Annotated in this window: 17 protein-coding genes; 7 read left to right on the top strand and 10 right to left on the bottom strand. The window is 69.5% G+C overall.

The window, feature by feature from the left end; genetic code table 11:
* The first annotated feature begins 51 nt into the window (after positions 1 to 51).
* Positions 52 to 357, top strand: coding sequence for a ferredoxin (locus IG08_RS0125105; RefSeq protein WP_030606465.1), 306 nt, complete (start codon positions 52 to 54; stop codon positions 355 to 357).
* A gap of 57 nt (positions 358 to 414) precedes the next feature.
* Here IG08_RS0125105 and IG08_RS0125100 read toward each other — a convergent pair whose 3' ends face one another.
* The 3 genes from IG08_RS0125100 to IG08_RS0125090 all read right to left on the bottom strand — a co-directional run bounded on the left by IG08_RS0125100 (position 415) and on the right by IG08_RS0125090 (position 3,938).
* Positions 415 to 993, bottom strand: coding sequence for a hypothetical protein (locus IG08_RS0125100; protein WP_030606462.1), 579 nt, complete (start codon positions 991 to 993; stop codon positions 415 to 417).
* Between the two features lie 203 nt (positions 994 to 1,196).
* On the bottom strand, positions 1,197 to 2,099 hold the full coding sequence (locus tag IG08_RS0125095) for a tRNA (adenine-N1)-methyltransferase (protein ID WP_030606459.1): 903 nt from the start codon (positions 2,097 to 2,099) through the stop codon (positions 1,197 to 1,199).
* A 111-nt stretch (positions 2,100 to 2,210) separates the two neighbouring features.
* Positions 2,211 to 3,938, bottom strand: a complete 1,728-nt coding sequence (locus IG08_RS0125090; RefSeq protein ID WP_030606456.1) for a site-2 protease family protein — start codon at positions 3,936 to 3,938, stop codon at positions 2,211 to 2,213.
* Between the two features lie 175 nt (positions 3,939 to 4,113).
* Between IG08_RS0125090 and IG08_RS0125085 the strand changes: the two genes are divergently transcribed.
* Both IG08_RS0125085 and IG08_RS0125080 read left to right on the top strand, forming a co-directional pair.
* Positions 4,114 to 5,094, top strand: coding sequence for a RecB family exonuclease (locus IG08_RS0125085; RefSeq protein WP_043455133.1), 981 nt, complete (start codon positions 4,114 to 4,116; stop codon positions 5,092 to 5,094).
* Between the two features lie 102 nt (positions 5,095 to 5,196).
* Positions 5,197 to 5,868: a response regulator gene (locus IG08_RS0125080; RefSeq protein ID WP_030606450.1), complete on the top strand. Its 672-nt coding sequence runs from the start codon at positions 5,197 to 5,199 to the stop codon at positions 5,866 to 5,868.
* Positions 5,869 to 5,941: 73 nt separating this feature from the next.
* Here the strand turns inward: IG08_RS0125080 and IG08_RS0125075 are convergent, their stop codons facing one another.
* The 4 genes from IG08_RS0125075 to metH all read right to left on the bottom strand — a co-directional run bounded on the left by IG08_RS0125075 (position 5,942) and on the right by metH (position 13,983).
* Positions 5,942 to 7,522: an ABC transporter substrate-binding protein gene (locus IG08_RS0125075; RefSeq protein ID WP_030606445.1), complete on the bottom strand. Its 1,581-nt coding sequence runs from the start codon at positions 7,520 to 7,522 to the stop codon at positions 5,942 to 5,944.
* 75 nt (positions 7,523 to 7,597) lie between these two features.
* Complete coding sequence (locus IG08_RS0125070; RefSeq protein WP_030606442.1) at positions 7,598 to 9,202, bottom strand: ABC transporter substrate-binding protein; 1,605 nt, start codon at positions 9,200 to 9,202, stop codon at positions 7,598 to 7,600.
* Positions 9,203 to 9,639: 437 nt separating this feature from the next.
* Complete coding sequence (locus IG08_RS0125065; RefSeq protein WP_030606439.1) at positions 9,640 to 10,335, bottom strand: HAD family hydrolase; 696 nt, start codon at positions 10,333 to 10,335, stop codon at positions 9,640 to 9,642.
* Between the two features lie 132 nt (positions 10,336 to 10,467).
* Positions 10,468 to 13,983 carry a methionine synthase gene (gene metH, locus IG08_RS0125060; RefSeq protein WP_030606436.1) on the bottom strand — a complete coding sequence of 1,172 codons (3,516 nt, stop codon included), beginning with the start codon at positions 13,981 to 13,983 and terminating at the stop codon, positions 10,468 to 10,470.
* Between the two features lie 283 nt (positions 13,984 to 14,266).
* Here metH and IG08_RS0125055 point away from each other — a divergent pair, with 283 nt between their 5' ends.
* The 4 genes from IG08_RS0125055 to IG08_RS0125040 all read left to right on the top strand — a co-directional run bounded on the left by IG08_RS0125055 (position 14,267) and on the right by IG08_RS0125040 (position 19,450).
* Positions 14,267 to 15,040, top strand: a complete 774-nt coding sequence (locus IG08_RS0125055; protein WP_030606433.1) for an IclR family transcriptional regulator — start codon at positions 14,267 to 14,269, stop codon at positions 15,038 to 15,040.
* Between the two features lie 366 nt (positions 15,041 to 15,406).
* Positions 15,407 to 16,201 carry an MIP/aquaporin family protein gene (locus IG08_RS0125050; protein ID WP_030606430.1) on the top strand — a complete coding sequence of 265 codons (795 nt, stop codon included), beginning with the start codon at positions 15,407 to 15,409 and terminating at the stop codon, positions 16,199 to 16,201.
* Between the two features lie 75 nt (positions 16,202 to 16,276).
* On the top strand, positions 16,277 to 17,824 hold the full coding sequence (gene glpK, locus IG08_RS0125045; RefSeq protein ID WP_030606428.1) for a glycerol kinase GlpK: 1,548 nt from the start codon (positions 16,277 to 16,279) through the stop codon (positions 17,822 to 17,824).
* Between the two features lie 9 nt (positions 17,825 to 17,833).
* Positions 17,834 to 19,450: a glycerol-3-phosphate dehydrogenase/oxidase gene (locus IG08_RS0125040; protein ID WP_030606424.1), complete on the top strand. Its 1,617-nt coding sequence runs from the start codon at positions 17,834 to 17,836 to the stop codon at positions 19,448 to 19,450.
* Positions 19,451 to 19,518: 68 nt separating this feature from the next.
* On the opposite strand, the gene IG08_RS0125035 is transcribed toward IG08_RS0125040, so the two are convergent.
* The 3 genes from IG08_RS0125035 to IG08_RS0125025 are packed head-to-tail and all read right to left on the bottom strand — an operon-like array spanning position 19,519 to position 22,027.
* A complete protein-coding gene (locus IG08_RS0125035; RefSeq protein WP_052424878.1) occupies positions 19,519 to 20,274 on the bottom strand; it encodes an ABC transporter permease in 756 nt (251 codons plus the stop codon).
* Positions 20,271 to 21,287, bottom strand: coding sequence for an aliphatic sulfonate ABC transporter substrate-binding protein (locus tag IG08_RS0125030; RefSeq protein ID WP_030606419.1), 1,017 nt, complete (start codon positions 21,285 to 21,287; stop codon positions 20,271 to 20,273). The genes IG08_RS0125035 and IG08_RS0125030 overlap by 4 nt, the downstream gene beginning before the upstream one ends.
* Positions 21,284 to 22,027, bottom strand: coding sequence for an ABC transporter ATP-binding protein (locus IG08_RS0125025; RefSeq protein WP_199820904.1), 744 nt, complete (start codon positions 22,025 to 22,027; stop codon positions 21,284 to 21,286). The genes IG08_RS0125030 and IG08_RS0125025 overlap by 4 nt, the downstream gene beginning before the upstream one ends.
* Positions 22,028 to 22,085 lie beyond the last annotated feature (58 nt).

The raw sequence follows: 22,085 nt of genomic DNA, 5'->3' as shown, positions 1-22,085 counted from the left end.
CGTCAGAGCTGGCCTGATTCCCATCGGCTCGACACCTAAACGGCAGGAGACATGAGCGTGCAGCAGGAGGCCGAGGTCGGCAGCGGCGAGCTGGAGGTCTGGATCGACCAGGACCTCTGTACCGGCGACGGTATCTGCGCCCAGTACGCGCCCGAGGTGTTCGAGCTGGACATCGACGGTCTGGCCTATGTGAAGAGCCCGGAGGACGAGTTGCTGCAGGACAAGGGCGCCACAACGCCCGTGCCACTGCCGCTTCTCACGGATGTGGTCGACTCCGCGAAGGAATGCCCGGGCGACTGCATCCATGTACGTCGAGTTTCGGACAGGGTCGAGGTCTACGGACCCGACGCGGAGTGATCGCACAGAGACTCCGCGTCACTACTGTCTGATTTCTCACACATGTGGTGACGCCGGTCAGACGGTGTGTGATCCGGCGGGTGCAGAGCGCAGGAACGCGCCGTTCTTCCACTGCCACTTCGCGCTCTTCTTGACGTCCGGGCAGCAACTGGGCACGTCCGACGAGGAGTAGCCGAGCAGTGTTGCCTGAACGGCTCCGTCACTCACCGCGAAGTCGGTGACGGTGTTGCGGTCCTTCGGGTTGACGAGCGTGGCCACCACGCGGGGTTCGGTGCTGTCGGCGGCCTGGGTCAGGACGTAGACCCCGTCGGGCGGGGTGCCCATCGGTGCGTCGCAGTGCACCACTACGACAGTTTCCGGCCGTCCGTCGCCGTCTAGGTCTCCGGATGCCTTCTGTACCACGATCGCCTTGACCGGGCCGCACTCGATCGGGAAGTCGACGCCCGCGGGGTCGGGGGCCGTCGTGACGGTCGGGGCGGTTCTGGCCTCGGGGCCGGCGGCCTGGGCGGCTGTCGCCGGGTTGGGCTGCAGGACCGAGGAGAGGGCCACTACTCCGGCCACGGCGGTGGCGGTGGCGACCCAGTGGATCGGGCGGGTGTGCGTGTGTGCCAGTTCCGGGACGGCGGATTGCTGCACTAGGAGTGTCTCCCGTGAGGGCTGTGCCGGTGGGGGTGGGGTGGCCTGCATGGTGCCACACGTCACAGGACGGGGGAATGGCGGGGTGGGTACTCGGTCGCGTTCGGTACGACGGTCTCTGGTGCCGTGTCAACTGGCAGGCGCCGTGGCCCAGTTCCCGGGATCTACGGGAACTCCGCCACGGCGCCTGTGTGTTGGTTCGGTCAGCGGCCGGAGCCGCCGTCGGCGTTGGGGCCTGCGTAGTCCTCGCCGTAGGCGCCCTTGGCGGGGCGGCGACGGCGCATGGGCGGCTCGACTCCGTCCGCGAGGCGGCGGGCGGTGAGCAGGAAGCCGGTGTGGCCGATCATCCGGTGGTCGGGGCGGACGGCCAAGCCCTCGATGTGCCAGTTGCGGATCATCGACTCCCAGGCGCTCGGCTCGTTGAAGCAGCCGATCTCGCGGATGGACTCGACGGTCCGGGCGAGCTGGGTGGTGGTCGCCACGTAGCAGCAGACGATGCCGCCGGGGACAAGTGCCTTGGAGACGGCCTCCAGGCACTCCCAGGGGGCGAGCATGTCGAGGATGACGCGGTCGACGTCGGTGTCGGAGAGGTTGTCCTGGAGGTCGCCGACGGTGAGCTGCCAGGCGGGGTGCGGGCCGCCGAAGTAGCGTTCCACGTTCTGCTGGGCGATCTCGGCGAAGTCCTCGCGGCGCTCGTAGCTGTGCAGCATGCCCTGGTCGCCGATGGCGCGCAGCAGGAAGCTGCTGAGCGAGCCGGAGCCGACTCCGGCCTCCACGACGCGTGCGCCGGGGAAGATGTCGGCGAAGGCGAGGATCTGCCCCGCGTCCTTGGGGTAGACCACGGCGGCGCCGCGGGGCATGGACAGGACGTAGTCGGGGAGCAGGGGGCGCAGCGCGAGGTAGGCGACGTTCCCGGTGGTGCGGACAACGCTGCCCTCGGGAGCACCGATCAGTTCGTCGTGCGGGAAGGAACCCTTGTGGGTGTGGAAGTTCTTCCCGGCTTCGAGCGTGAACGTGTAGTGGCGGCCCTTGGGGTCGGTCAGCTGAACCTGGTCCCCGACCTTGAAGGGCCCGCGACGGCGGGCGGCACCGGTCGGTTCGGACATGTGAACAGCGTACCGGTCCCCGGAGGGGGCGCCGACCACTGCGGGAGGGTGCAGAAGGTGCGGGTGGTCCGTGGCTGGTCGCGCAGTTCCCCGCGCCCCTGAGGGGCACGTTCAGCTGGGCCTTGCCATTGCCTTGACGAAGGCTCGCTCCACATCGGCCGCGGAGAGTACGCCGTAGATCTCTCCGGTCTCCTCCACCACCAGATACTCGGTCGCCGGAGTGGCGCGCAGAGTGTCCAGGAGGTCCTCGCCCGCCAGTTCCGCCGAGACGCGCATGCCGTCGGTGAGGTCCTGGGCGAGGCCGCTGACGGAGACCCAGGGGCGGCGATGTTCCGGTACGCCGACGATGGCGGCCTCGCGGACGAGGGAGAGGGGATTGCCGTCGGCGTCGACGACGACGAGGGCGCGGGCGCCGGCGGCGTTGGCGCGGCGCAGGGCCTCCGAGAGGGGGGTGTCGGTCTCGACGGGAACGGCCCGGCGGGTGAGAGTGCGGGCGCGCAGCTCCGGGAGGTGTTCGCGCAGGCGGGCCATACGGAGGCTGTTGCCGGCGCCGGTCCAGATGATCGCGGCGAGGATGGCGGCGAGCAGGGCGTCCATCACCGTGTCCATGCCGACGTTGTCCTCGGCGTTGGAGCCGAGGGCGCCGGACTGGGTGAGCAGCGGGAGGCCGATCAGGACGGTGACGGCGAGGGCGCGGCCGACCCAGGCGGCGGCGATGGTACCGGTCATGGGCCTGCCGGTGATCTTCCAGACGACCGCGCGGAGCATACGGCCGCCGTCGAGGGGCAGGCCGGGCAGGAGGTTGAAGGCGGCGACGATGAGGTTGGAGATCATCAGGCCGGCCAGCAGGACGCCGGGGACCGTGCCGGGCTGGACGGGCTGCAGGGCGAGGTAGAAGAGGCCGGCCAGGACGAGCGAGAGGAGCGGGCCGACGAAGGCCAGCACGAACTCGCGGCCGGGGGTCTCGGCCTCCTTCTCGATCTCGGAGACGCCGCCGAAGAACTGGAGCTGGATGCGGCGGACGGGCAGCTTGAAGCGCAGGGCCGCGACCGTGTGCGCCAGTTCGTGGACGAGGACCGAGGCGTAGAAGGCGACGGCGAAGAACAGGGAGACGAGATAGCGGGCCGCGCCGAGTTCGGGCAGCACGCGGTCGAGCTGGCCGCCGAACACCCAGGTGATCAGCGCGGCGACGAGAAACCAGCTGGGCGCCACGTAGACGGGCACACCGAAGGGACGGCCCATCAGCAGCCCGCCGCGCGGCTCCGGGGGGCGCTGGGGAGGACGGCCCTTGGTGACGCCGGCGTGGGCGAGGGTGCGGTGGTCGTCGGGGTGGGGAGCCTGGTGGTCGCCGAAGGGTCGGCGGTCCTGGTGGTCGCCCGGGGCAGGACGGTGGGACGCGGGGTCGGAGGCTTCGGCAGGGTCGGCGGAAGGGGAGGCGTCGGGACGGCCGGCGGGGCTGTCCGCCGGACCGTCGGAGGCGGGAGACTCCGGGCCGCCCGGCGAACGGTCCGAAGCCGTGCCGTCGGTCGAGGGGGTGGACGGCGTGGCATCCGCCGAGTCGGCGGCTGTGTCCGCGTTCGGCGCTGTCGGATGTGCCGGGGCCTCGGGTGCCGTCGTCGACGCCGGGCTCTTGCTGTCCGGCTCCGGGGTGGCCGTCCGGTCCTCGTTGCCGGTCGGGTCCTGGTCCGCGGCGGGGGCGGGACGATGTTCGTCGGGCAGGTGGGGCGTCGTGTTGCCGTGCGGGTCCGGGTCGGTGGCCGAGGCCGCAGGTCGTGCGTGGTGCTCGGCCGACTTGTCCGTGCCGGACCGCGGCTGCCCGCTCCCGCCGCTCTCGTCCACGATGTCCCCTCGTTCGAAGCGTCTTCCGCGCCTGCCGGGCGGAAGGGTCTCGGGTCGATGGTATGCGGCGGGCCCTGCGCGTTCCGCCCCGGCACCCCCTGTGTTTTCTCTGCCGTCGCACCCGTCACGGCTGCGACCGGGTCACTGTCAGTGGCGGGCCGTATGGTCTGTGGTCATGGAGACGAGCACCGAGGGCGTGACGGAGGCCCACAGCGGCGACACCGCGGCAGCGGAACCGCCGGTCGTGGCCGGTTCGACGGCGGCGGCAGGGGAGAGCGCGACCGCGGGCGGACGGCTCGCCATAGCGCCGGCCTCCCTGTCCCCCTCGCGTGCCAGTGACTTCATGCAGTGCCCGCTGCTGTACCGGTTCCGGGTGATCGACCGGCTGCCGGAGAAGCCGAGCGAGGCGGCGACCCGGGGCACCCTGGTGCACTCGGTCCTCGAGCGGCTCTTCGACGCCCCGGCGGCCGAGCGCACGGCTCCACGCGCCAAGTCGCTGGTGCCGGGTCAGTGGGACCGGCTGCGCGAGTCCCGGCCGGAGGTGGTGGAGCTCTTCGCCGACGATCCGGAGGGCGAGCGGCTGGCGCGCTGGCTCGGTGAGGCGGAGCGGCTCGTGGAGCGCTGGTTCACGCTGGAGGATCCGACCCGGCTGGAGCCCGCCGAGCGGGAGATGTTCGTCGAGGCGCAGTTGGACTCGGGGCTGAAGCTGCGCGGCATCATCGACCGCGTCGACGTGGCGCCGACCGGTGAGGTACGGATCGTCGACTACAAGACGGGCAAGGCGCCCCGGCCCGAGTACGCCGAGGGTGCGCTGTTCCAGATGAAGTTCTACGCCCTGGTGGTGTGGCGGCTGAAGGACGTGATCCCCCGTCGGCTCCAGCTCGTCTATCTCGGCAGCGGTGACGTGCTGACGTACGACCCCGTCCTCGCCGACCTGGAGCGCGTCGAGCGCAAGTTGCACGCGCTGTGGGAGGCGATCCGCGAGGCCACGGAGACGGGCGACTGGCGGCCCCGTCCCACCAAGCTGTGCGGCTGGTGCGACCACCAGGCCCACTGCCCGGAGTTCGGCGGCACTCCCCCGCCGTATCCCTTGCCGGTGAGGGCGGCCGGCCCGGAACCAGCCGAGGGTCCGGCCCACGGCGCAGCCGCAAGCTAATACAGCGTCCCCCGGGAGACGCAGCCGCTGGCCGGTGAGGGCGGCCGAGTCCGGGAGCGTGGCGCAGGGCAGAATGGGGCCGGACTAGCGAAGGAGACTCACGTGGCCATCCGCGTCCTACTCGTCGACGACCAGCCGCTGCTGCGCACCGGCTTCCGGATGATTCTGGAGGCGGAGCAGGACCTTGCGGTCGTCGGCGAGGCCGGAGACGGCCTGCAGGCTCTCGACCAGGTGCGGGCCCTGCAGCCCGATGTGGTTCTGATGGACATCCGCATGCCTCGGATGGACGGTGTCGAGGCGACGCGGCAGATCACCGGTCCGGGGCGGGACGGTCCGGCCAAGGTGCTCGTGCTGACCACCTTCGACCTCGACGAGTACGTGGTGGAGGCGCTCAGGGCCGGTGCCAGCGGGTTCCTGCTCAAGGACGCCCCGGCGAACGAACTGGTGCAGGCCATCCGGGTGGTGGCCGCGGGCGAGGCGATGCTCGCGCCGAGCATCACCCGGCGGCTGCTCGACAAGTACGCCACCCACCTGCCCTCCGGCGACGAGCCGGTGCCCGACACCCTGCACACCCTCACCGACCGCGAGGTGGAGGTCCTGAAGCTGGTGGCGCGCGGGCTGTCCAACGCGGAGATCGCCGCCGACCTGTTCGTCAGCGAGACCACCGTCAAGACGCACGTCGGTCACGTCCTGACCAAACTGGGGCTGCGCGACCGCGTGCAGGCCGCGGTGTACGCGTACGAGAGCGGTCTGGTGCGCCCCGGCGCACAGTAGGTTTTCGGTCCGCCACGACGAAGAGGGCGCCCCTGCCAGGCAGGGGCGCCCTCTTCGTGCCTGCGGTGGTCGCTCAGCCCTTGCTGAGCTCCCAGAACCGGAAGACGGTCGAGGCGTCGAGGCAGTACTCCAGGCCGTAGACGTCGTCGCGGACGACGGCGTACTGCTTGGCCTGCCAGACCGGGAGGACGGGGACCTCGTCGGCGACGATGTCCTGGAGCTTGCCGTAGGTGTCGTCCGTGGCGGCGCGGTCCACCTGGGAGGCGGTCTGCGGGATGATCGTGCCGGTGATCGCGCTGTTGCTGTAGTTGTTGCTCAGCACGTTGCCCTTGCCGAAGAAGGGGGCCGTGAAGTTGTCGGCGTCCGGGTAGTCGGGCACCCAGCCCTTCACATAGACGCCGTACTTGCCGTTGGCGATGTCCTTCTCGTACTGGTCGAAGGCCACGGACTCGACGTCGGCGTCGAACAGGCCGCTGTCGTTGAGCTGTTCGGCGATCGTCTGCAGTTCCTGGTCGGTGGCCGGGCCGTAGCGGGACGGGGTCGACCACAGGGTCAGCTTCACCTTGTCGGTGATGCCGTCGGCCTGCAGGGCGGCGGCGGCCTTGGCCTTGGAGGGGCTGGCGCCGTAGGTGTCGAAGAACGCGGTGTTGTGGCCCGCGATGCCGGCCGGGATCATCGAGTAGAGCGGTGTGGCGGTGCCCTGGTAGACGTCCTTGATGAGGGCCTCGCGGTCGAGCAGGTAGGCCATGGCCTTGCGGACACCGAGCTGTCCGGCGACCGGGTCGTCCATGTTGAAGACGAGGTGCTGGACCTCGGCGCTGCTGCCCTCGACGACCTCGACGCCGGAGTCGTCGTCGGCGTTCTCGATGTCGCTGATGTCGCCTGCGGTGAGGCCTCGGTAGGCGATGTCGATCTTGTTGGCGGTCAGGGCCGACTTCAGGGCGGACTGGTCACCGTGGAAGAACTTGAGCGTCACGCCGGAGTTCTGGGGGTCGGCGGTGCCCTTGTAGTTCTCGTTGACGGAGAAGACGGCCTCGTCGTCGTTGAACGAGTCCAGCGCGTAGGGGCCGGAGCCCACCGCCTTGCCGTCCTTGCGCAGCCCGTCGGCGTCGTACTGCCGGTGGTCGACGATGGAGCCGGCGCCGGAGGCGACCTTGCTCGGGAAGGTGGCGTCGGCCGTGTTGAGCTTGAAGACGACGGTCTTCTCGTCCGGCGTCTCGACCTTGTCGAGCATGGGGAACATGACCGCGGGACCGTCGTCGTCGTTGATCTTCAGCATGCGGTCGAAGGAGAACTTGACGTCCTCGGAGGTGAGCGAGTCACCGGTGCTGAACTTGAGGCCGTCCTTCAGCGTGCACTTGTAGACCTTGGTCGCGGTGTCCGTGAAGACGCACTTCTCGGCGGCGTCCGGCTGCGGTTCCGTGCCGCCCTTGGGGAAGCTCAGCAACGACTGGAAGACGTTGTTGAACAACAGCCAGGAGCCGGGGTCGTAGCCGGAGGCGGGGTCGGTGGCCAGGACGTCGTCGGACATTCCCATGACCACGGCGGAGCCGTCGGATCCGGAGCTCCCGGACTCCGTGCCGCAGGCGGTCAACAGGCCGGAGGCCAGCCCTGCCACGATCGGCAGGACCGGCCACTGGTTGCGCTTGTTCACGTGCAGGTGCCTTGTCGTCGTTTCTTGAGATCCCGGGGCCCTCGTCCCGGGCCCCGGGCTGGGCCCTCGGCTGTGTCAGCCGCTCACGCCGCGGCCGAGCTCCCACAGCTGCAGCGTCGAGGAGGAGTTGAGCGCGTAGGCGGTGCCCGTCACGTCGCCGCGCGCGGCGACGTACTGCTTGCCCTGCCACAGCGGCAGCACGGGGACGTCGGCGGCGACGATGTCCTGGATCTCCGTCAGGCTGGTGGCCGCGGTGAGCCGGTCCGCCTCGCGGCGGGAGTCCGGGATCAGGGTGTTGCGGATCTCGCTGTTCGCGTACGGCGAGCCGAGGAAGTTGTCCTTGTCGAGGAAGGGCGCGAGGTAGTTGTCGGCGTCCGGGAAGTCAGGGAACCAGCCCATTCCGTAGACGTCGTACTCGCCCTTCTGCTCGGCCGGGCGGAAGGTGGCCCAGGGCGCGCCCTTGATGCTGACGTCGAAGAGTCCGCTGTCGTTGAGCTGCTTCTGCAGGTCCTCGAACTCGTCCTTGGTGGCCGAGCCGTAGTGGTCGGTCGTGTAGTGGAGGGTCAGCTTCACCGGGGTCGAGATGTTGGCCTGGGTCAGCAGCGACTTGGCCTTGGCGACGCTCGGGTCGCCGTACTTGTTGAAGAACGAGTTGGAGTGGCCGGTGATGGACGCCGGGACCAGCGAGTACAGCGGTTCGGCCTGGGTGCCGTAGACCTTGGAGACGAGTTCGCCGCGGTTGATGAGCTGGGCCATCGCCTGGCGTACGGCCCTGGACTTCACGGTCGGGGCGTTGGTGTTGAAGGCCAGGTAGCGGATCTCGAGGCCGGCCATCTCGACGACGTCGATGTCGCCGCCCGACTCGGCGGAGAGCTTCTTGATCTGCGCGGGCGACATGGTGCGGGTCATCAGGTCGATGTCGCCCTTGTTCAGGGCGGCCCCCATGTCGTCGGCGTCCGCGAAGGAGCGCAGCTCGACCTTGTCGTTGTTCACCTCCAAGGTCCCCTTGTAGTTGGGGTTCTTGGTGAACACGGCGTCGACGAGCTCGTCGTTCTTGACCTCGGCGCTCATGGTGTACGGGCCGGAGCCGTCGACGTCGAAGCCGTCGCGCAGCTTGCCCTTCTCGTAGTCGTCGGGGTTGACGATGCCGGCGACCGGGGTCGACAGCTTGTACGGGAAGGTGGCGTCGGCGCTCTTGAGGTGGAAGATGACCTCACGGTCGCCCTGGGTCTCGACGGTGTCGATGGTGGAGAGCAGCGCGAAGACGCCGGAGTCGGCCTTGATGGCGCGGGCGCGGTCGATGGAGTACTTCACGTCGGCCGCGGTGATCTTGTCGCCGTTGGCGAACTCGAGGCCCTCGCGCAGGGTGCAGACGTAGCGCTCGTTGCCGCTGTCGGTGAAGCGGCACCGCTCGGCGGCCTCGGGCACCGGGTCGCCCTCGCCCTTCGGCTGGATCATCAGGGTCTGCACGGTCTGGCGCAGGATGTTCCAGGTGCCGACGTCGTAGGCGTAGGCGGGGTCGAGTGGCGCCGGAGCGTCCTTCGTGGCGCTGAACCGGTCCGTGGTGCCGACGACGATCGCATCGCCGCTGCCGCTGCCGCTGTCGGACCCGCCGCAGGCGGCGAGCACCGGCGCGAGCAGACCGATTACGGCCGGCAGCACCAAAGTCTTGCGGTTCATGCTCGAGTTTCTCCAGAGCTGTCGTCCGTGTACCCGGCATGCATGGGTGTTGCGGCGGATCACGGAGGTGAGGGTGATGTTCTCACCAGGAGATTAGTCCGCACCTGCACGAGGGTTCACAGCCACCGGAGTTGAGCTTCCATCACGGAGCGGAACCGGGCGCGGACACACCGAAAACCCGACCGGGGAAGGATTAGTGCAGCGTCCCATCAATCGGGACACATGGGCACGCCCACGCCCCCTGAAAGGGGGCGAACAGCACACCCTTATCCACCTGTCGAGACCCTTTCGAGTGGGGAACGTCACATGGACAACGGTGTCAGGGTGTACAGGAATTCGGCCACCCGGCACGTTGCGAATTCGTTTACCGGAGGCGCTCCGGGAATTGGCCCCTATCGACGCCGCACGCTGGGTGAACGCCCGGCGCATTTCCGTCATCAGCCCGTCAGCAGTCCCCGCAGAAATGCCAGGTCGACCACTTCGAGCGAGGTCACGACGGTACGCCGGACCGCCGGGGCGATCGGCGCCACGGACGGCACCGCCACGACGTGGCAGCCTGCCGCCTCGGCTGCGGCGACCCCGGTCGCGGTGTCCTCGACGACCGCGCATCTGGCCGGATCCACGCCGAGTCCGGCGGCCGCGAACAGATACGGGTCCGGGTGCGGCTTGGTACGGCCCACCTCGTCGCCGGCGACGGTCAGGGCGAAGTACTGGGGGCCGAGCGAGGCGAGCACCCGGTCGATGATGCGCCGGTGCGAGGCGGAGACGAGGGCCGTGGGGATCTCGTGCGCGGCCAGTTCGGCCAGCAGCCGGGCGGCTCCGGGCATGAGCGGCAGGGCGCGCCCGATGCGGTCCATGAACCCGTCGTTGAGCAGCACCGTGAGCTCGGCGAGGGTGACGTCGGCGCCGGTGGCCTCGATCAGGAACCCCGCACTGCGGGTCATGGGGCCGCCGACCACGACATGGCGCCAGGAGTCGTCGAGGGTGTGGCCGAGGCGGGCGAAGATCTCGACCTCGACGTCCCACCAGAAGCCCTCGGTGTCCACCAGGGTTCCGTCCATGTCGAGGAGTACGGCCTGCAGGGCGGAGCCTTCGGCCGTACGGGTTCCGAGCGCGGGGACCGTGCTGGTCATCCTGGCGCACCTCCTTGAGGGACGATCAGGCCGGTTCCCACTAAGGGAACCGGCCTGCGGTGGACCGACCAGTGTACGACTTATCCGATCAGCGCGCTCTGTGAGACGCGCTTCACCGGGTGAGAGCCCGTGTCACCGTGCGTTGAAGTACTTCGCCTCGGGGTGGTGGATGACGATCGCGTCGGTGGACTGCTCCGGGTGCAGCTGGAACTCCTCGGACAGGTGGACGCCGATGCGCTCGGGCTCGAGCAGGTCGGCGATCTTGGCGCGGTCCTCCAGGTTCGGGCAGGCGCCGTAGCCGAGGGAGAAGCGGGCGCCCCGGTACTTCAGGGCGAACATGTCCTCGACGTCGGCCGGGTCCTCGCCGGCGAAGCCCAGTTCGGACCGCACGCGCGCGTGCCAGTACTCGGCGAGCGCCTCGGCCAACTGCACGGACAGGCCGTGCAGTTCGAGGTAGTCGCGGTAGGAGTTCGACGCGAAGAGCTTCGCGGTCTCCTCGCCGATCCGCGAGCCGACGGTGACGACCTGGAGACCTACGACGTCCGTCTCCCCCGACTCCTCCGGGCGGAAGAAGTCCGCGAGGCACAGCCGGCGGCCGCGGCGCTGGCGCGGGAAGGTGAAGCGGGTGCGCTCATTGCCCTGCTCGTCCAGGAGGATCAGGTCGTCGTCCTTGGACACGCAGGGGAAGTAGCCGTAGACAACGGCGGCTTCCAGCAGGTTCTCGGTCTGCAGCTTGTCCAGCAACCCGCGCAGCCGCGGCCTGCCCTCGGTCTCGACCAGTTCCTCGTACGACGGTCCCTCGCCCGTGCGCGCCTGCTTGAGGCCCCACTGGCCCTTGAACAGCGCGCCCTCGTCCAGCCAGGAGGCGTACTCCTTGGTCTGGATGCCCTTGATGACGCGGGTGCCCCGGAAGGGAGGCTCGGGGATCGGGTTGTCGACGGCGACGTCGGAGCGGACGTGACCCTCCTCCGGGCGCTCCTCGACCTCTACGGCGGCGGCCGCGCGCACCCGGCGCTGCTTGAGCTCGGGGAGCTTCGCGCCGGGCACGCCGCGCTTGACGCCGATCAGGGCGTCCATCAGGCGCAGGCCCTCGAACGCGTCGCGGGCGTAGCGGACTTCGCCCTGGTAGATCTCGTGCAGGTCCTGCTCGACATAGGCGCGCGTGAGGGCCGCGCCGCCGAGGATGACCGGGAAGTCGGCCGCCATACCGCGCTGGTTGAGCTCCTCCAGGTTCTCCTTCATGATCACCGTGGACTTGACCAGCAGGCCGGACATGCCGATGACGTCGGCGCGGTGTTCCTCGGCCGCCTCCAGGATCGCGGAGACCGGCTGCTTGATGCCGAGGTTGACGACGTTGTAGCCGTTGTTGGACAGGATGATGTCGACGAGGTTCTTGCCGATGTCGTGCACGTCCCCGCGCACGGTGGCCAGCACGATGGTGCCCTTGCCCTCGGCGTCCGACTTCTCCATGTGCGGCTCGAGGTAGGCCACCGCGGTCTTCATGACCTCGGCGGACTGGAGCACGAACGGCAGCTGCATCTGGCCGGAGCCGAACAGCTCGCCGACCACCTTCATGCCGTCCAGGAGCGTGTCGTTGACGATGTCCAGGGCGGGGCGGGTCTCCAGGGCGGCGGCGAGGTCGGCCTCCAGGCCGTTCTTCTCGCCGTCGATGATGCGCCGCTTGAGGCGCTCCTCCAGCGGGAGAGCGGCCAGCTCCTCGGCCCGGCCGGCCTTCAGCGACTTGGTGGTGGCTCCCTCGAAGAGGGCCATCAGCTTCTGCAGCGGGTCGTAGCCCTCGGACCGGCGGTCGTAGACCAGGTCCAGGGCCGTCTCCACCTCTTCCTCGGTGAACCGGGCGATCGGCAGGATCTTCGACGCGTGCACGATCGCCGAGTCCAGGCCCGCCTTCACGCACTCGTCCAGGAAGACGGAGTTGAGCAGGACACGGGCGGCCGGGTTGAGGCCGAAGGAGATGTTCGACAGGCCCAGCGTGGTCTGTACGTCCGGGTGGCGGCGCTTGAGTTCGCGGATCGCCTCGATGGTGGCGATGCCGTCCCCCCGGGACTCCTCCTGACCGGTGCAGATGGTGAAGGTCAGGGTGTCGATGAGGATGTCCGACTCGTGGATGCCCCAGTTGCCGGTCAGGTCGTCGACGAGCCGTTCGGCGATGGCGACCTTGTGCTCCGGGGTGCGGGCCTGGCCCTCCTCGTCGATGGTCAGCGCGATCAGCGCGGCGCCGTGCTCCTGGGCGAGCTTGGTGACCTTCGCGAAGCGGGACTCCGGGCCGTCACCGTCCTCGTAGTTGACGGAGTTGATGACCGCGCGGCCGCCGAGCTTCTCCAGGCCGGCCTGGATCACCGGGACCTCGGTGGAGTCCAGGACGATCGGCAGGGTGGAGGCGGTGGCGAAGCGGCCGGCCAGCTCCTCCATGTCGGCGACGCCGTCCCGGCCGACGTAGTCCACGCAGAGGTCCAGCATGTGGGCGCCCTCGCGGATCTGCTCGCGGGCCATCTCCACGCAGTCGTCCCAGCGGGCCTCCAGCATGGCCTCGCGGAACTTCTTCGAGCCGTTGGCGTTGGTGCGCTCGCCGATCGCCAGGTACGAGGTGTCCTGGCGGAACGGGACCGTCTGGTAGAGCGAGGCGGCGCCGGGCTCGGGCTGCGGGTGGCGCTCACCGGGGGTCAGGTCGCGGACCCGCTCGACGACCTGGCGCAGGTGCTCGGGGGTGGTGCCGCAGCAGCCGCCGATCAGCTGCAGGCCGTAGTCGCGGACGAAGGTCTCCTGGGCGTCGGCCAGACCTTCGGGGCCGAGCGGGAAGTGCGCGCCGTCCTTGGTGAGGATCGGCAGGCCCGCGTTCGGCATGCACAGCAGCGGGATACGGGAGTGACGGGCCAGATAGCGCAGGTGCTCGCTCATCTCGGCCGGGCCCGTCGAGCAGTTCAGGCCGATCATGTCGATGCCGAGCGGCTCCAGCGCGGTGAGGGCGGCGCCGATCTCGGAGCCGAGCAGCATCGTGCCGGTCGTCTCGAACGCCATCGAGACCACCAGCGGCACGTCGGCGCCGGTCGCCTCCAGCGCGCGCCGGGCGCCCAGCACGGACGCCTTCGTCTGGAGCAGGTCCTGCGTGGTCTCGACGATCAGGGCGTCGGCGCCGCCGGCGAGCAGACCCTCGACATTGGCCTGGTAGCCGTCGCGGATCGTCGCGTAGTCGATGTGGCCGAGGGTGGGCAGCTTGGTGCCGGGGCCGACGGAGCCCAGCACCCAACGCTGCCGGCCGTCGCGGGCGCCGTACTCGTCGGCCACCTCACGGGCGATCCGGGCACCCGCCTCGGACAGTTCGTGCACCCGGTCGGCGATGTCGTACTCGGCCGCGGCGGTGTGGTTGGACCCGAAGGTGTTCGTCTCCACGCAGTCGACGCCCACCGCGAAGTACGCGTCATGGACGGACCGGACGATGTCGGGCCGGGTCACGTTGAGGATCTCGTTGCAACCCTCGAGATTCTCGAAGTCCTCCAGGGTCGGGTCCTGGGCCTGGAGCATGGTTCCCATCGCTCCGTCGGCGACCACCACACGGGTGGCGAGCGCCTCACGGAGCGCGGACACACGGGTCCGGCTGTCGGCGGAAGGGGTCAGTGGCGACGAGGCCATGAAAGGGGCTCCCTTGGATGCGACGGCTGTCGGCTTTGCGTGGCCCGTGGAACTCTCCGCGGTGGGCGCACCTCGCCAGAGTAGCGGGGTCGGCGCCCGATGGTCAGGACGTCCACGGGCCGGACGAGGATGGCGGGCAGGTCACCGACGGGATACAGGTGACGCAACAGATGCCGACCGACCATTAGCGGGAGGTCGGCAGGGACGGGTAGTGTTCGACATTGCCGAACGGCGGCAGCGACGTCGCGCGTCGACGGTCGAAGGGGACGGAGGCAGTACGGCGATGGCACGGAACATCCAGTCGCTCGAACGGGCGGCCGCGATGCTGCGCCTGCTCGCGGGCGGCGAGCGGCGGCTCGGCCTCTCGGACATCGCCTCGTCACTCGGACTGGCCAAGGGCACGGCCCACGGCATCCTGCGCACCCTCCAGCAGGAGGGCTTCGTCGAGCAGGACGACGCCTCCGGGCGCTACCAACTGGGCGCCGAGCTGCTGCGCCTGGGCACCACCTATCTCGACGTGCACGAGCTGCGGGCACGCGCCCTGGTGTGGACGGACGACCTGGCCCGTTCCAGCGGCGAGAGCGTCCATCTGGGCGTGCTGCACCAGCAGGGCGTGCTGATCGTGCACCACGTCTTCCGGCCGGACGACAGCCGGCAGGTGCTGGAGATCGGGGCCATGCAGCCCCTGCACTGCACAGCCCTGGGCAAGGTCCTGTCGGCGTACGACCCGGTCGCGCACAGCGAGGCGCTGGAGAGCGACCGCAAGTCGTTCACGGACCGGACCGTCTGCGATCTCGACGAGTTCGAGCAGATCCTCGACATCACGCGCGCGCGTGGGTACGCGGCGGACGTCGAGGAGACCTGGGAGGGCGTCGCCTCGATCGCGGCGCCCATCCACGACCGGCGTCGCATGCCGGTCGGTGCGGTCGGCATCACCGGCGCCGTGGAGCGGCTGTGCCGGGACGACGAGAAGGACGCGCTGCGCCCCGAGCTGATCGCGGCGGTACGGGACTGTGCCCGTGCGGTCTCCCGGGACCTGGGCGCCGGGCGGTTCTGAGCGACGTACGAGAGAGGGCCGGGACGTCGGTGGACGTTTCGGCCCTCAGTCGTACCCTGACACAACGGCCCAAACCCCCCGATCGGTACGCACTGTGCCCGCCTCGGAGCCGTGCGTGCCGCACTTCAAGATCGATAGCTCACAGCAATCAATAACGATCGTGTTTTCGATAACAGCACTCTTGACGTGCACGTAACGCCGGAGCAAGACTCGCGTCCATCGGTCGGCATTGTCGAACACCTACCGGCAATACGCGCTAGAGTGTGACAACGCCAAGGGCCGGCATCGCTCTCACCCCGAGGGCAGCTCGAACCTCCGGAGGGACCCGGGGTTCGGTCCCCTGGACGAAGGACAAAGGAGTCGCGGGTGTCCAGCTCCGACATCTTCATCGGCGAGACCATCGGTACCGCCATACTCATCCTGCTCGGCGGTGGCGTGTGCGCCGCCGTCACGCTGAAGGCCTCCAAGGCCCGCAACGCCGGCTGGCTCGCCATCGCCTTCGGGTGGGGTTTCGCCGTCATGACGGCCGTGTACATCTCGGCACCGCTCTCCGGCGCCCACCTGAACCCGGCCGTGACGCTCGCACTCGCCATCAAGGACGGCGGCTGGGACAACGTTCCGATCTACTGGGCCGGACAGATCCTCGGCGCCATGATCGGTGCGGCGCTGGTCTGGGTCGCGTACTACGGCCAGTTCCACGCCCACCTCACCGACCGGGAGATCGTCGGCGGTCCGGGCGCGCAGGCCACCAAGGCCAAGGCAGTCGAGGCCCAGGAGAAGGGTGCGGGCCCCGTCCTCGGCATCTTCTCCACCGGTCCCGAGGTCCCGGTCGTGTGGCAGAACCTCGCCACGGAGATCATCGGCACCGTCGTGCTGATCCTCGCCATCCTCACGCAGGGCCTGAACGCCAACGGCGACGGCCTCGGCACCCTGGGCGCCCTGATCACCGCGTTCGTGGTCGTCTCGATCGGTCTCTCCCTCGGCGGCCCGACCGGCTACGCGATCAACCCGGCCCGTGACCTCGGTCCGCGCATCGTGCACGCCCTCCTGCCCCTGCCCAACAAGGGCGGTTCCGACTGGGGCTACGCCTGGATCCCGGTCGTCGGTCCGCTGATCGGCGGCGCGATCGCTGCAGGCATCTACAACGTCGCTTTTGCTTAGAACCATCCTTCAAAGCAATTAAGCAGCAGCAGTAGAAGCAGTCCCCATGACCACGGAACCCCTCAGGAGCACACAGTGACCGACGCCCACACCGCCGGCCCGTTCATCGCGGCAATCGACCAGGGCACCACCTCCAGCCGCTGCATCGTCTTCGACAAGGACGGCCGGATCGTCTCGGTCGACCAGAAGGAGCACGAGCAGATCTTCCCGAAGCCGGGCTGGGTCGAGCACAACGCCACCGAGATCTGGACCAACGTCGAGGAGGTCGTCGCCGGGGCCATCTCGAAGGCCGGCATCACCCGCGACGACATCAAGGCCATCGGCATCACCAACCAGCGCGAGACCACGCTGCTCTGGGACAAGAACACGGGTGAGCCCGTCCACAACGCCATCGTCTGGCAGGACACCCGCACCGACTCCCTGTGCAAGGAGCTCGGCCGCAACGTCGGCCAGGACCGCTTCCGCCGTGAGACGGGCCTGCCGCTGGCGTCGTACTTCGCCGGTCCGAAGGCCCGCTGGCTCCTTGACAACGTCGAGGGCCTGCGCGAGCGCGCCGAGGCCGGCGACATCCTCTTCGGCACCATGGACAGCTGGGTCATCTGGAACCTGACGGGCGGTGTCAACGGCGGCAAGCACTACACCGACGTCACCAACGCCTCGCGCACCATGCTGATGAACCTGCACACGCTGGAGTGGGACGAGAAGATCGCCGAGTCCATCGGCGTCCCGCTGAACATGCTGCCCGAGATCCGCTCCTCCGCCGAGGTCTACGGCGAGGTCACCGGCGGCAAGCTGGGCGAGCTGCTCGGCGGCATCCCGGTCGCGTCCGCGCTCGGCGACCAGCAGGCGGCCCTGTTCGGCCAGACCTGTTTCGCCGAGGGCGAGGCCAAGTCGACGTACGGCACCGGCACGTTCATGCTCATGAACACCGGCGAGAAGATCATCAACTCGTACTCCGGGCTGCTGACCACGGTCGGCTACCGCATCGGCGACGACAAGCCGGTCTACGCCCTCGAGGGCTCGATCGCCGTCACCGGTTCGCTGGTGCAGTGGATGCGCGACCAGATGGGCCTGATCTCCACGGCCGCCGAGATCGAGACCCTCGCGCTCTCCGTCGAGGACAACGGCGGCGCCTACTTCGTGCCGGCCTTCTCCGGTCTGTTCGCCCCGTACTGGCGCTCCGACGCCCGCGGCGTGATCGCCGGTCTGACCCGGTACGTCACCAAGGCGCACCTCGCGCGTGCCGTCCTGGAGGCCACCGCCTGGCAGACCCGTGAGATCACGGACGCCATGACCAAGGACTCGGGCGTCGAGCTCGCGGCCCTCAAGGTCGACGGCGGCATGACCTCCAACAACCTGCTGATGCAGACCCTCTCGGACTTCCTGGACGCCCCCGTGGTGCGCCCGATGGTCGCCGAGACGACCTGCCTCGGCGCCGCCTACGCCGCCGGTCTCGCCGTCGGCTTCTGGACCAGCACCGACGACCTGCGTGCCAACTGGCGCCGGGCCGCCGAGTGGACCCCCCGCATGGACGCGGATGCCCGCGACCGTGAGTACAAGAGCTGGCTCAAGGCCGTGGAGCGGTCCATGGGCTGGCTCGAAGACAGTTCTGTCGAGGAGTAAGAACCCCACATGACCAGTCAGTCCACCCTGCAGTCCGTGCCTGCCCTGGGTACGCGCCCGGCCTCCGGCTCCAACCCGAGCCGCGCCGAGACCCGGGAGCAGCTCTCCAAGGCGTCGTACGACCTTCTCGTCATCGGCGGCGGCATCCTGGGCATCTCCACCGCCTGGCACGCCGCGCAGTCCGGCCTGCGGGTGGCCCTGGTCGACGCCGGCGACTTCGCCGGCGCCACCTCTTCCGCCTCCTCCAAGCTTCTCCACGGCGGTCTGCGCTACCTGCAGACCGGCGCGGTGAAGCTGGTGGCGGAGAACCACTTCGAGCGCCGTGCGGTCTCTCGTCAGGTGGCTCCCCACCTGGCGAACCCGCTCACGTTCTACCTCCCCGTGTACAAGGGCGGGCCGCACGGCGCGGCGAAGCTCGGGGCGGGCGTCTTCGCCTACTCCGCCCTGTCGGCCTTCGGTGACGGTGTCGGGCACCTGCTCTCGCCGTCGAAGGCCGCACAGGACGTGCCCGAGCTGCGCACCGACAACCTCAAGGCCGTCGCCGTGTACGGCGACGACCAGATGAACGACGCCCGTATGGCGCTGATGACGGTCCGCGCGGCCGTCGAGGCGGGTGCGGTCGTCCTGAACCACGCCGAGGTGACCGGTCTGCGGTTCACCAAGGGCCGGGTGACGGGCGCGGATCTGCGCGACCGTCAGTCCGGTGACGAGTTCGGCGTCAACGCCCGTCTGGTGCTCAACGCGACCGGCCCCTGGGTCGACCACCTGCGCAAGCTGGAGGACCCGAACGCGGCTCCGTCCATCCGCCTGTCCAAGGGCGCGCACCTGGTCCTGAAGCGGACCTCGCCGTGGAAGGCCGCGCTCGCGACCCCCATCGACAAGTACCGCATCACCTTCGCCCTCCCCTGGGAGGACATGCTCCTGCTCGGCACGACCGACGAGGAGTTCGAGGGCGACCCGGCGGACGTCACGGTCACCGAGAAGGACACGGCCCAGATACTCGACGAGGCCGCGTTCTCCATCCGCGACCAGCAGCTGTCCCGTGACCTGATCACGTACTCGTTCGCGGGTCTGCGCGTGCTGCCGGGTGGCCCCGGCAGCACGGCGAAGGCCAAGCGCGAGACCGTGGTCACGGAAGGCCGTGGCGGCATGCTGTCCGTCGCGGGCGGCAAGTGGACGACCTTCCGCCACATCGGCCGTACGGTCATGCAGAAGCTGGAGGCGCTGCCGGGCGCTCCGCTGGGTGACGACTACGAGCCCGTCTCGTCCCTGCCGAAGAAGCTGCCGCTGCCGGGTGTCGCGAACCCGCGCGCGGTCGCGCACCGGCTGCTCGTCGACCACCCTGCGCCGGGTCCGCGGATGGCGGCCGACACGGCCAGGCACCTTGCCACGCACTACGGTTCGCTGGCCTTCGACATCGCGCGTCTGGCGAACGAGAACCCGGAGCTGGCCCAGCGCGTGCACCCGGACGCGCCGGAGATCTGGGCGCAGGTCGTCTACGCCCGGGACAACGAGTGGGCCGAGACGCAGGACGACGTGCTGCGCCGCCGTACGACGCTCACGATCCGGGGCCTGGCCACGGACGAGGTCCGTGCGAAGGTCCAGGACCTGCTCGACAAGAAGTAGGCGGTACGACGGGAAAGGGGCGGCTCCACGCCGATGGAGCCGCCCCTTTCGCGTGCTCCCGTCAGCGCTCAGCTCCAGCGTCGTACGACCTGACGCTCCGCCACGCCCAGCACCGCGTCGCTCGCCTTCCCCAGCAGGGCCAGCAGGACGATGGCCAGCAGCAGGATGTCCGTACGGCCGGTGTTCTCGCTGTCGATGAGCAGGAAGCCCAACCCCATGGAGGAGGCGATGAGTTCGGCCGCGACCAGGAAGAGCCAGCCCTGGGCGAGGCCGAGGCGCAGGCCGGAGATCACGGCCGGGGCGGAGGCCGGGACGAGGACCTCGGCGAGGAGGGCGGGGCCGCGTCTGCCGTAGGCGTGGCCGAGTTCGCGCAGACGGGGGTCGACGTGGTCGAGGCCCGAGGAGACGGTCGTGTAGACCGGGAAGAACGCGCCGATCGCCACCAGGGTGATCTTCGGGGTCTCGCCGATGCCCAGCCAGAGGAGCAGGAGCGGGACCCAGGCCAGGGACGGGACCGCCCGCAGGGCCTGGACGGTGGGGGCCAGGATCGCCTTCGTCGTGCGGGACAGGCCCACCACGCCGCCGAGCAGTAGGCCCAGCGAGGCGCCGATCGCGAAGCCGATCAGGACGCGCTGCAGGCTGATCGCGATGTGGTGCATGAGCTCGCCGCGGGAGAACAGGGCGCGGGCCGCGTCCAACACCGCCGACGGGGGCGGGAGTTGGCTGCGAGTGTACGTCCCCGACGTCGCCGCCAGCTGCCACGCGAGCAGGAGGGCGGCCGGGAGGATCAGCCCGGCCGCCGTCCGGAGTGCCGCTCGTTTCACTTGCTCGCCTTCTCGGCGAACTGCGGTGCGTACAGCGTCTTCAGGGCCTCGTCGACGTCCTTCTCGTCGGCGACGAGGTTGTCGGCGACCAGGAGCGGGGCGATGCGTTCCAGGACCTTCCTCTGGGCGGCGCCGGGGACCGGTGAGATGTCGAAGTGCGTGCGCTCGGCCAACTGCTGCTTCGCCACGGCCGGTTCGATCTTCGCCGCGGCCGCGAGGATCCGCTGTGTCTCTTCGGGGTGCTTCTCGATCCAGGTGCGGGCCCGCTCGTACTGGTCTACGACGATCTGGACCAGGTCGGCGTGCTCGGCGAGGAACGTCTCGGAGACGTTGAGGAACCCGTACGAGTTGAAGTCGAGGTTGCGGTAGATCAGCTTGGAGCCGTTGTCGATCTGGCTCTGCGAGAGGTACGGGTCCAGGCCCGCCCAGGCGTCGACCTGGCCGCGTTCCAGTGCCGTCTTGCCGTCGGCGTGCTGGAGGTTGACGACGGTGACGTCCTTCGCGGTGAGGCCCTTGGTCTCGAGGGCCTGGAGGAGGAAGAAGTAGGGGTCGGTGCCCTTGGTGGCAGCGATCTTCCTGCCCTTGAGGTCGTCGACGGAGTCGATCTTCGAGCCCTTGGCGACGACCAGGGACGACCACTCCGGCCGGCTGAAGACGTCGACCGTCTTGAGCGGGGTGCCGTTGGCGCGGGCCAGCAGGGCGGGCGTACCGGCGGTGGAGCCGAAGTCGACGACCTCGGCGCGGAGGTTCTCGTTGGCCTTGTTGCTGCCGAGGGACTGGGTCCAGGTGGCCTTGGCGCCCTTGGCCTTCAGCGCGTCGTCGAGCCAACCCTTCTCCTTCAGGACCAGGCTCTGCGGGTTGTAGTAGGCCCAGTCCAGGCGGACTTGGGCGGTCTCCTTCTCGGCAGCCGCCGGCCGTCCGGAGGAGTCCTCGCCCTCGGCGCAGGCGCCCAGCAGGAGGGTGGCGGTGGCGAGGAGGGCGGCGCTTCTTACGGCTCTCACGGCGAACTTCATCGGAGGGGTTCCTTGTCTGAGGCGCTGCGGCCGACGCCGAGGCGGCGGAGCAGGTCGGCTCGCAGCGGGAGGAGATCGAGGTCGTCGCGGGCTCGCGGGCGGGGCGTCGGGACCTCGACGGTGGCGGTGATGGTGGCGGCGGGGCCTGTCCCCAACACGACGATGCGATCGGCGAGTTGGAGTGCCTCGTCGATGTCGTGGGTGACGAGGAGGACGGTGGTGCCCGCGGCGCGCTGCACCTCGTCGAGAAGGTCCTGCATCCGCAGCCGGGTGAGTGCGTCCAGGGCGGCGAACGGCTCGTCGAGGAGAAGGACGCCGGGCTGCCGCACCAAAGCCCTTGCGAGTGCGGTGCGCCCGGCCATGCCGCCGGAGACCTCGCTGGGGCGGTGGCGTTCGAAGCCGTCGAGGCCCACGATGTCCAGCCAGCGCTTCACCTCGCGGGCACGGACTGCGCGCGGGGTGCCCTTGGGCAGGCCGAAGGCCACGTTCGAGGCGAGGCTGCGCCAGGACATCAGGCGGGGGTCCTGGAAGACGAGGGCGGGGCTGCCGTCGAGGCTCACAGTGCCCTCGGTGGGGGTGTCCAGGCCTGCGACGAGGCGTAGCAGGGTGGATTTGCCCGAGCCGGACGGGCCGAGAACGGCGACGGTCTCGCCGGCTTCGACATGCAGATCTATGGAGGTCAGTACGGGGCGTTGCCCGAAGGTACGGCTGACGCCCCGCAACGACACGGTTGCGGGCACGGATGTCTCCGACGGTTGCGCGGGATGGGCTGCGTTGTTAGCGGCCGGCGCGACAGAG

This window comes from Streptomyces fulvoviolaceus (assembly GCF_000718165.1).
GTDB lineage: Bacteria > Actinomycetota > Actinomycetes > Streptomycetales > Streptomycetaceae > Streptomyces > Streptomyces fulvoviolaceus.
This window is presented reverse-complemented; position numbering and strand designations above follow the sequence as displayed.

What these genes read in the sequence shown, in the direction of transcription:
- IG08_RS0125070 (WP_030606442.1), bottom strand. Translation starts at nt 9,202, where the DNA reads ATGAACCGCAAGACTTTGGTGCTGCCGGCCGTAATCGGTCTGCTCGCG.
- IG08_RS0125065 (WP_030606439.1), bottom strand. Translation starts at nt 10,335, where the DNA reads ATGACCAGCACGGTCCCCGCGCTCGGAACCCGTACGGCCGAAGGCTCC.
- metH (WP_030606436.1), bottom strand. Translation starts at nt 13,983, where the DNA reads ATGGCCTCGTCGCCACTGACCCCTTCCGCCGACAGCCGGACCCGTGTG.
- IG08_RS0125040 (WP_030606424.1), top strand. Translation starts at nt 17,834, where the DNA reads ATGACCAGTCAGTCCACCCTGCAGTCCGTGCCTGCCCTGGGTACGCGC.
- IG08_RS0125105 (WP_030606465.1), top strand. Translation starts at nt 52, where the DNA reads ATGAGCGTGCAGCAGGAGGCCGAGGTCGGCAGCGGCGAGCTGGAGGTC.
- IG08_RS0125085 (WP_043455133.1), top strand. Translation starts at nt 4,114, where the DNA reads ATGGAGACGAGCACCGAGGGCGTGACGGAGGCCCACAGCGGCGACACC.
- IG08_RS0125055 (WP_030606433.1), top strand. Translation starts at nt 14,267, where the DNA reads ATGGCACGGAACATCCAGTCGCTCGAACGGGCGGCCGCGATGCTGCGC.
- IG08_RS0125030 (WP_030606419.1), bottom strand. Translation starts at nt 21,287, where the DNA reads ATGAAGTTCGCCGTGAGAGCCGTAAGAAGCGCCGCCCTCCTCGCCACC.
- IG08_RS0125095 (WP_030606459.1), bottom strand. Translation starts at nt 2,099, where the DNA reads ATGTCCGAACCGACCGGTGCCGCCCGCCGTCGCGGGCCCTTCAAGGTC.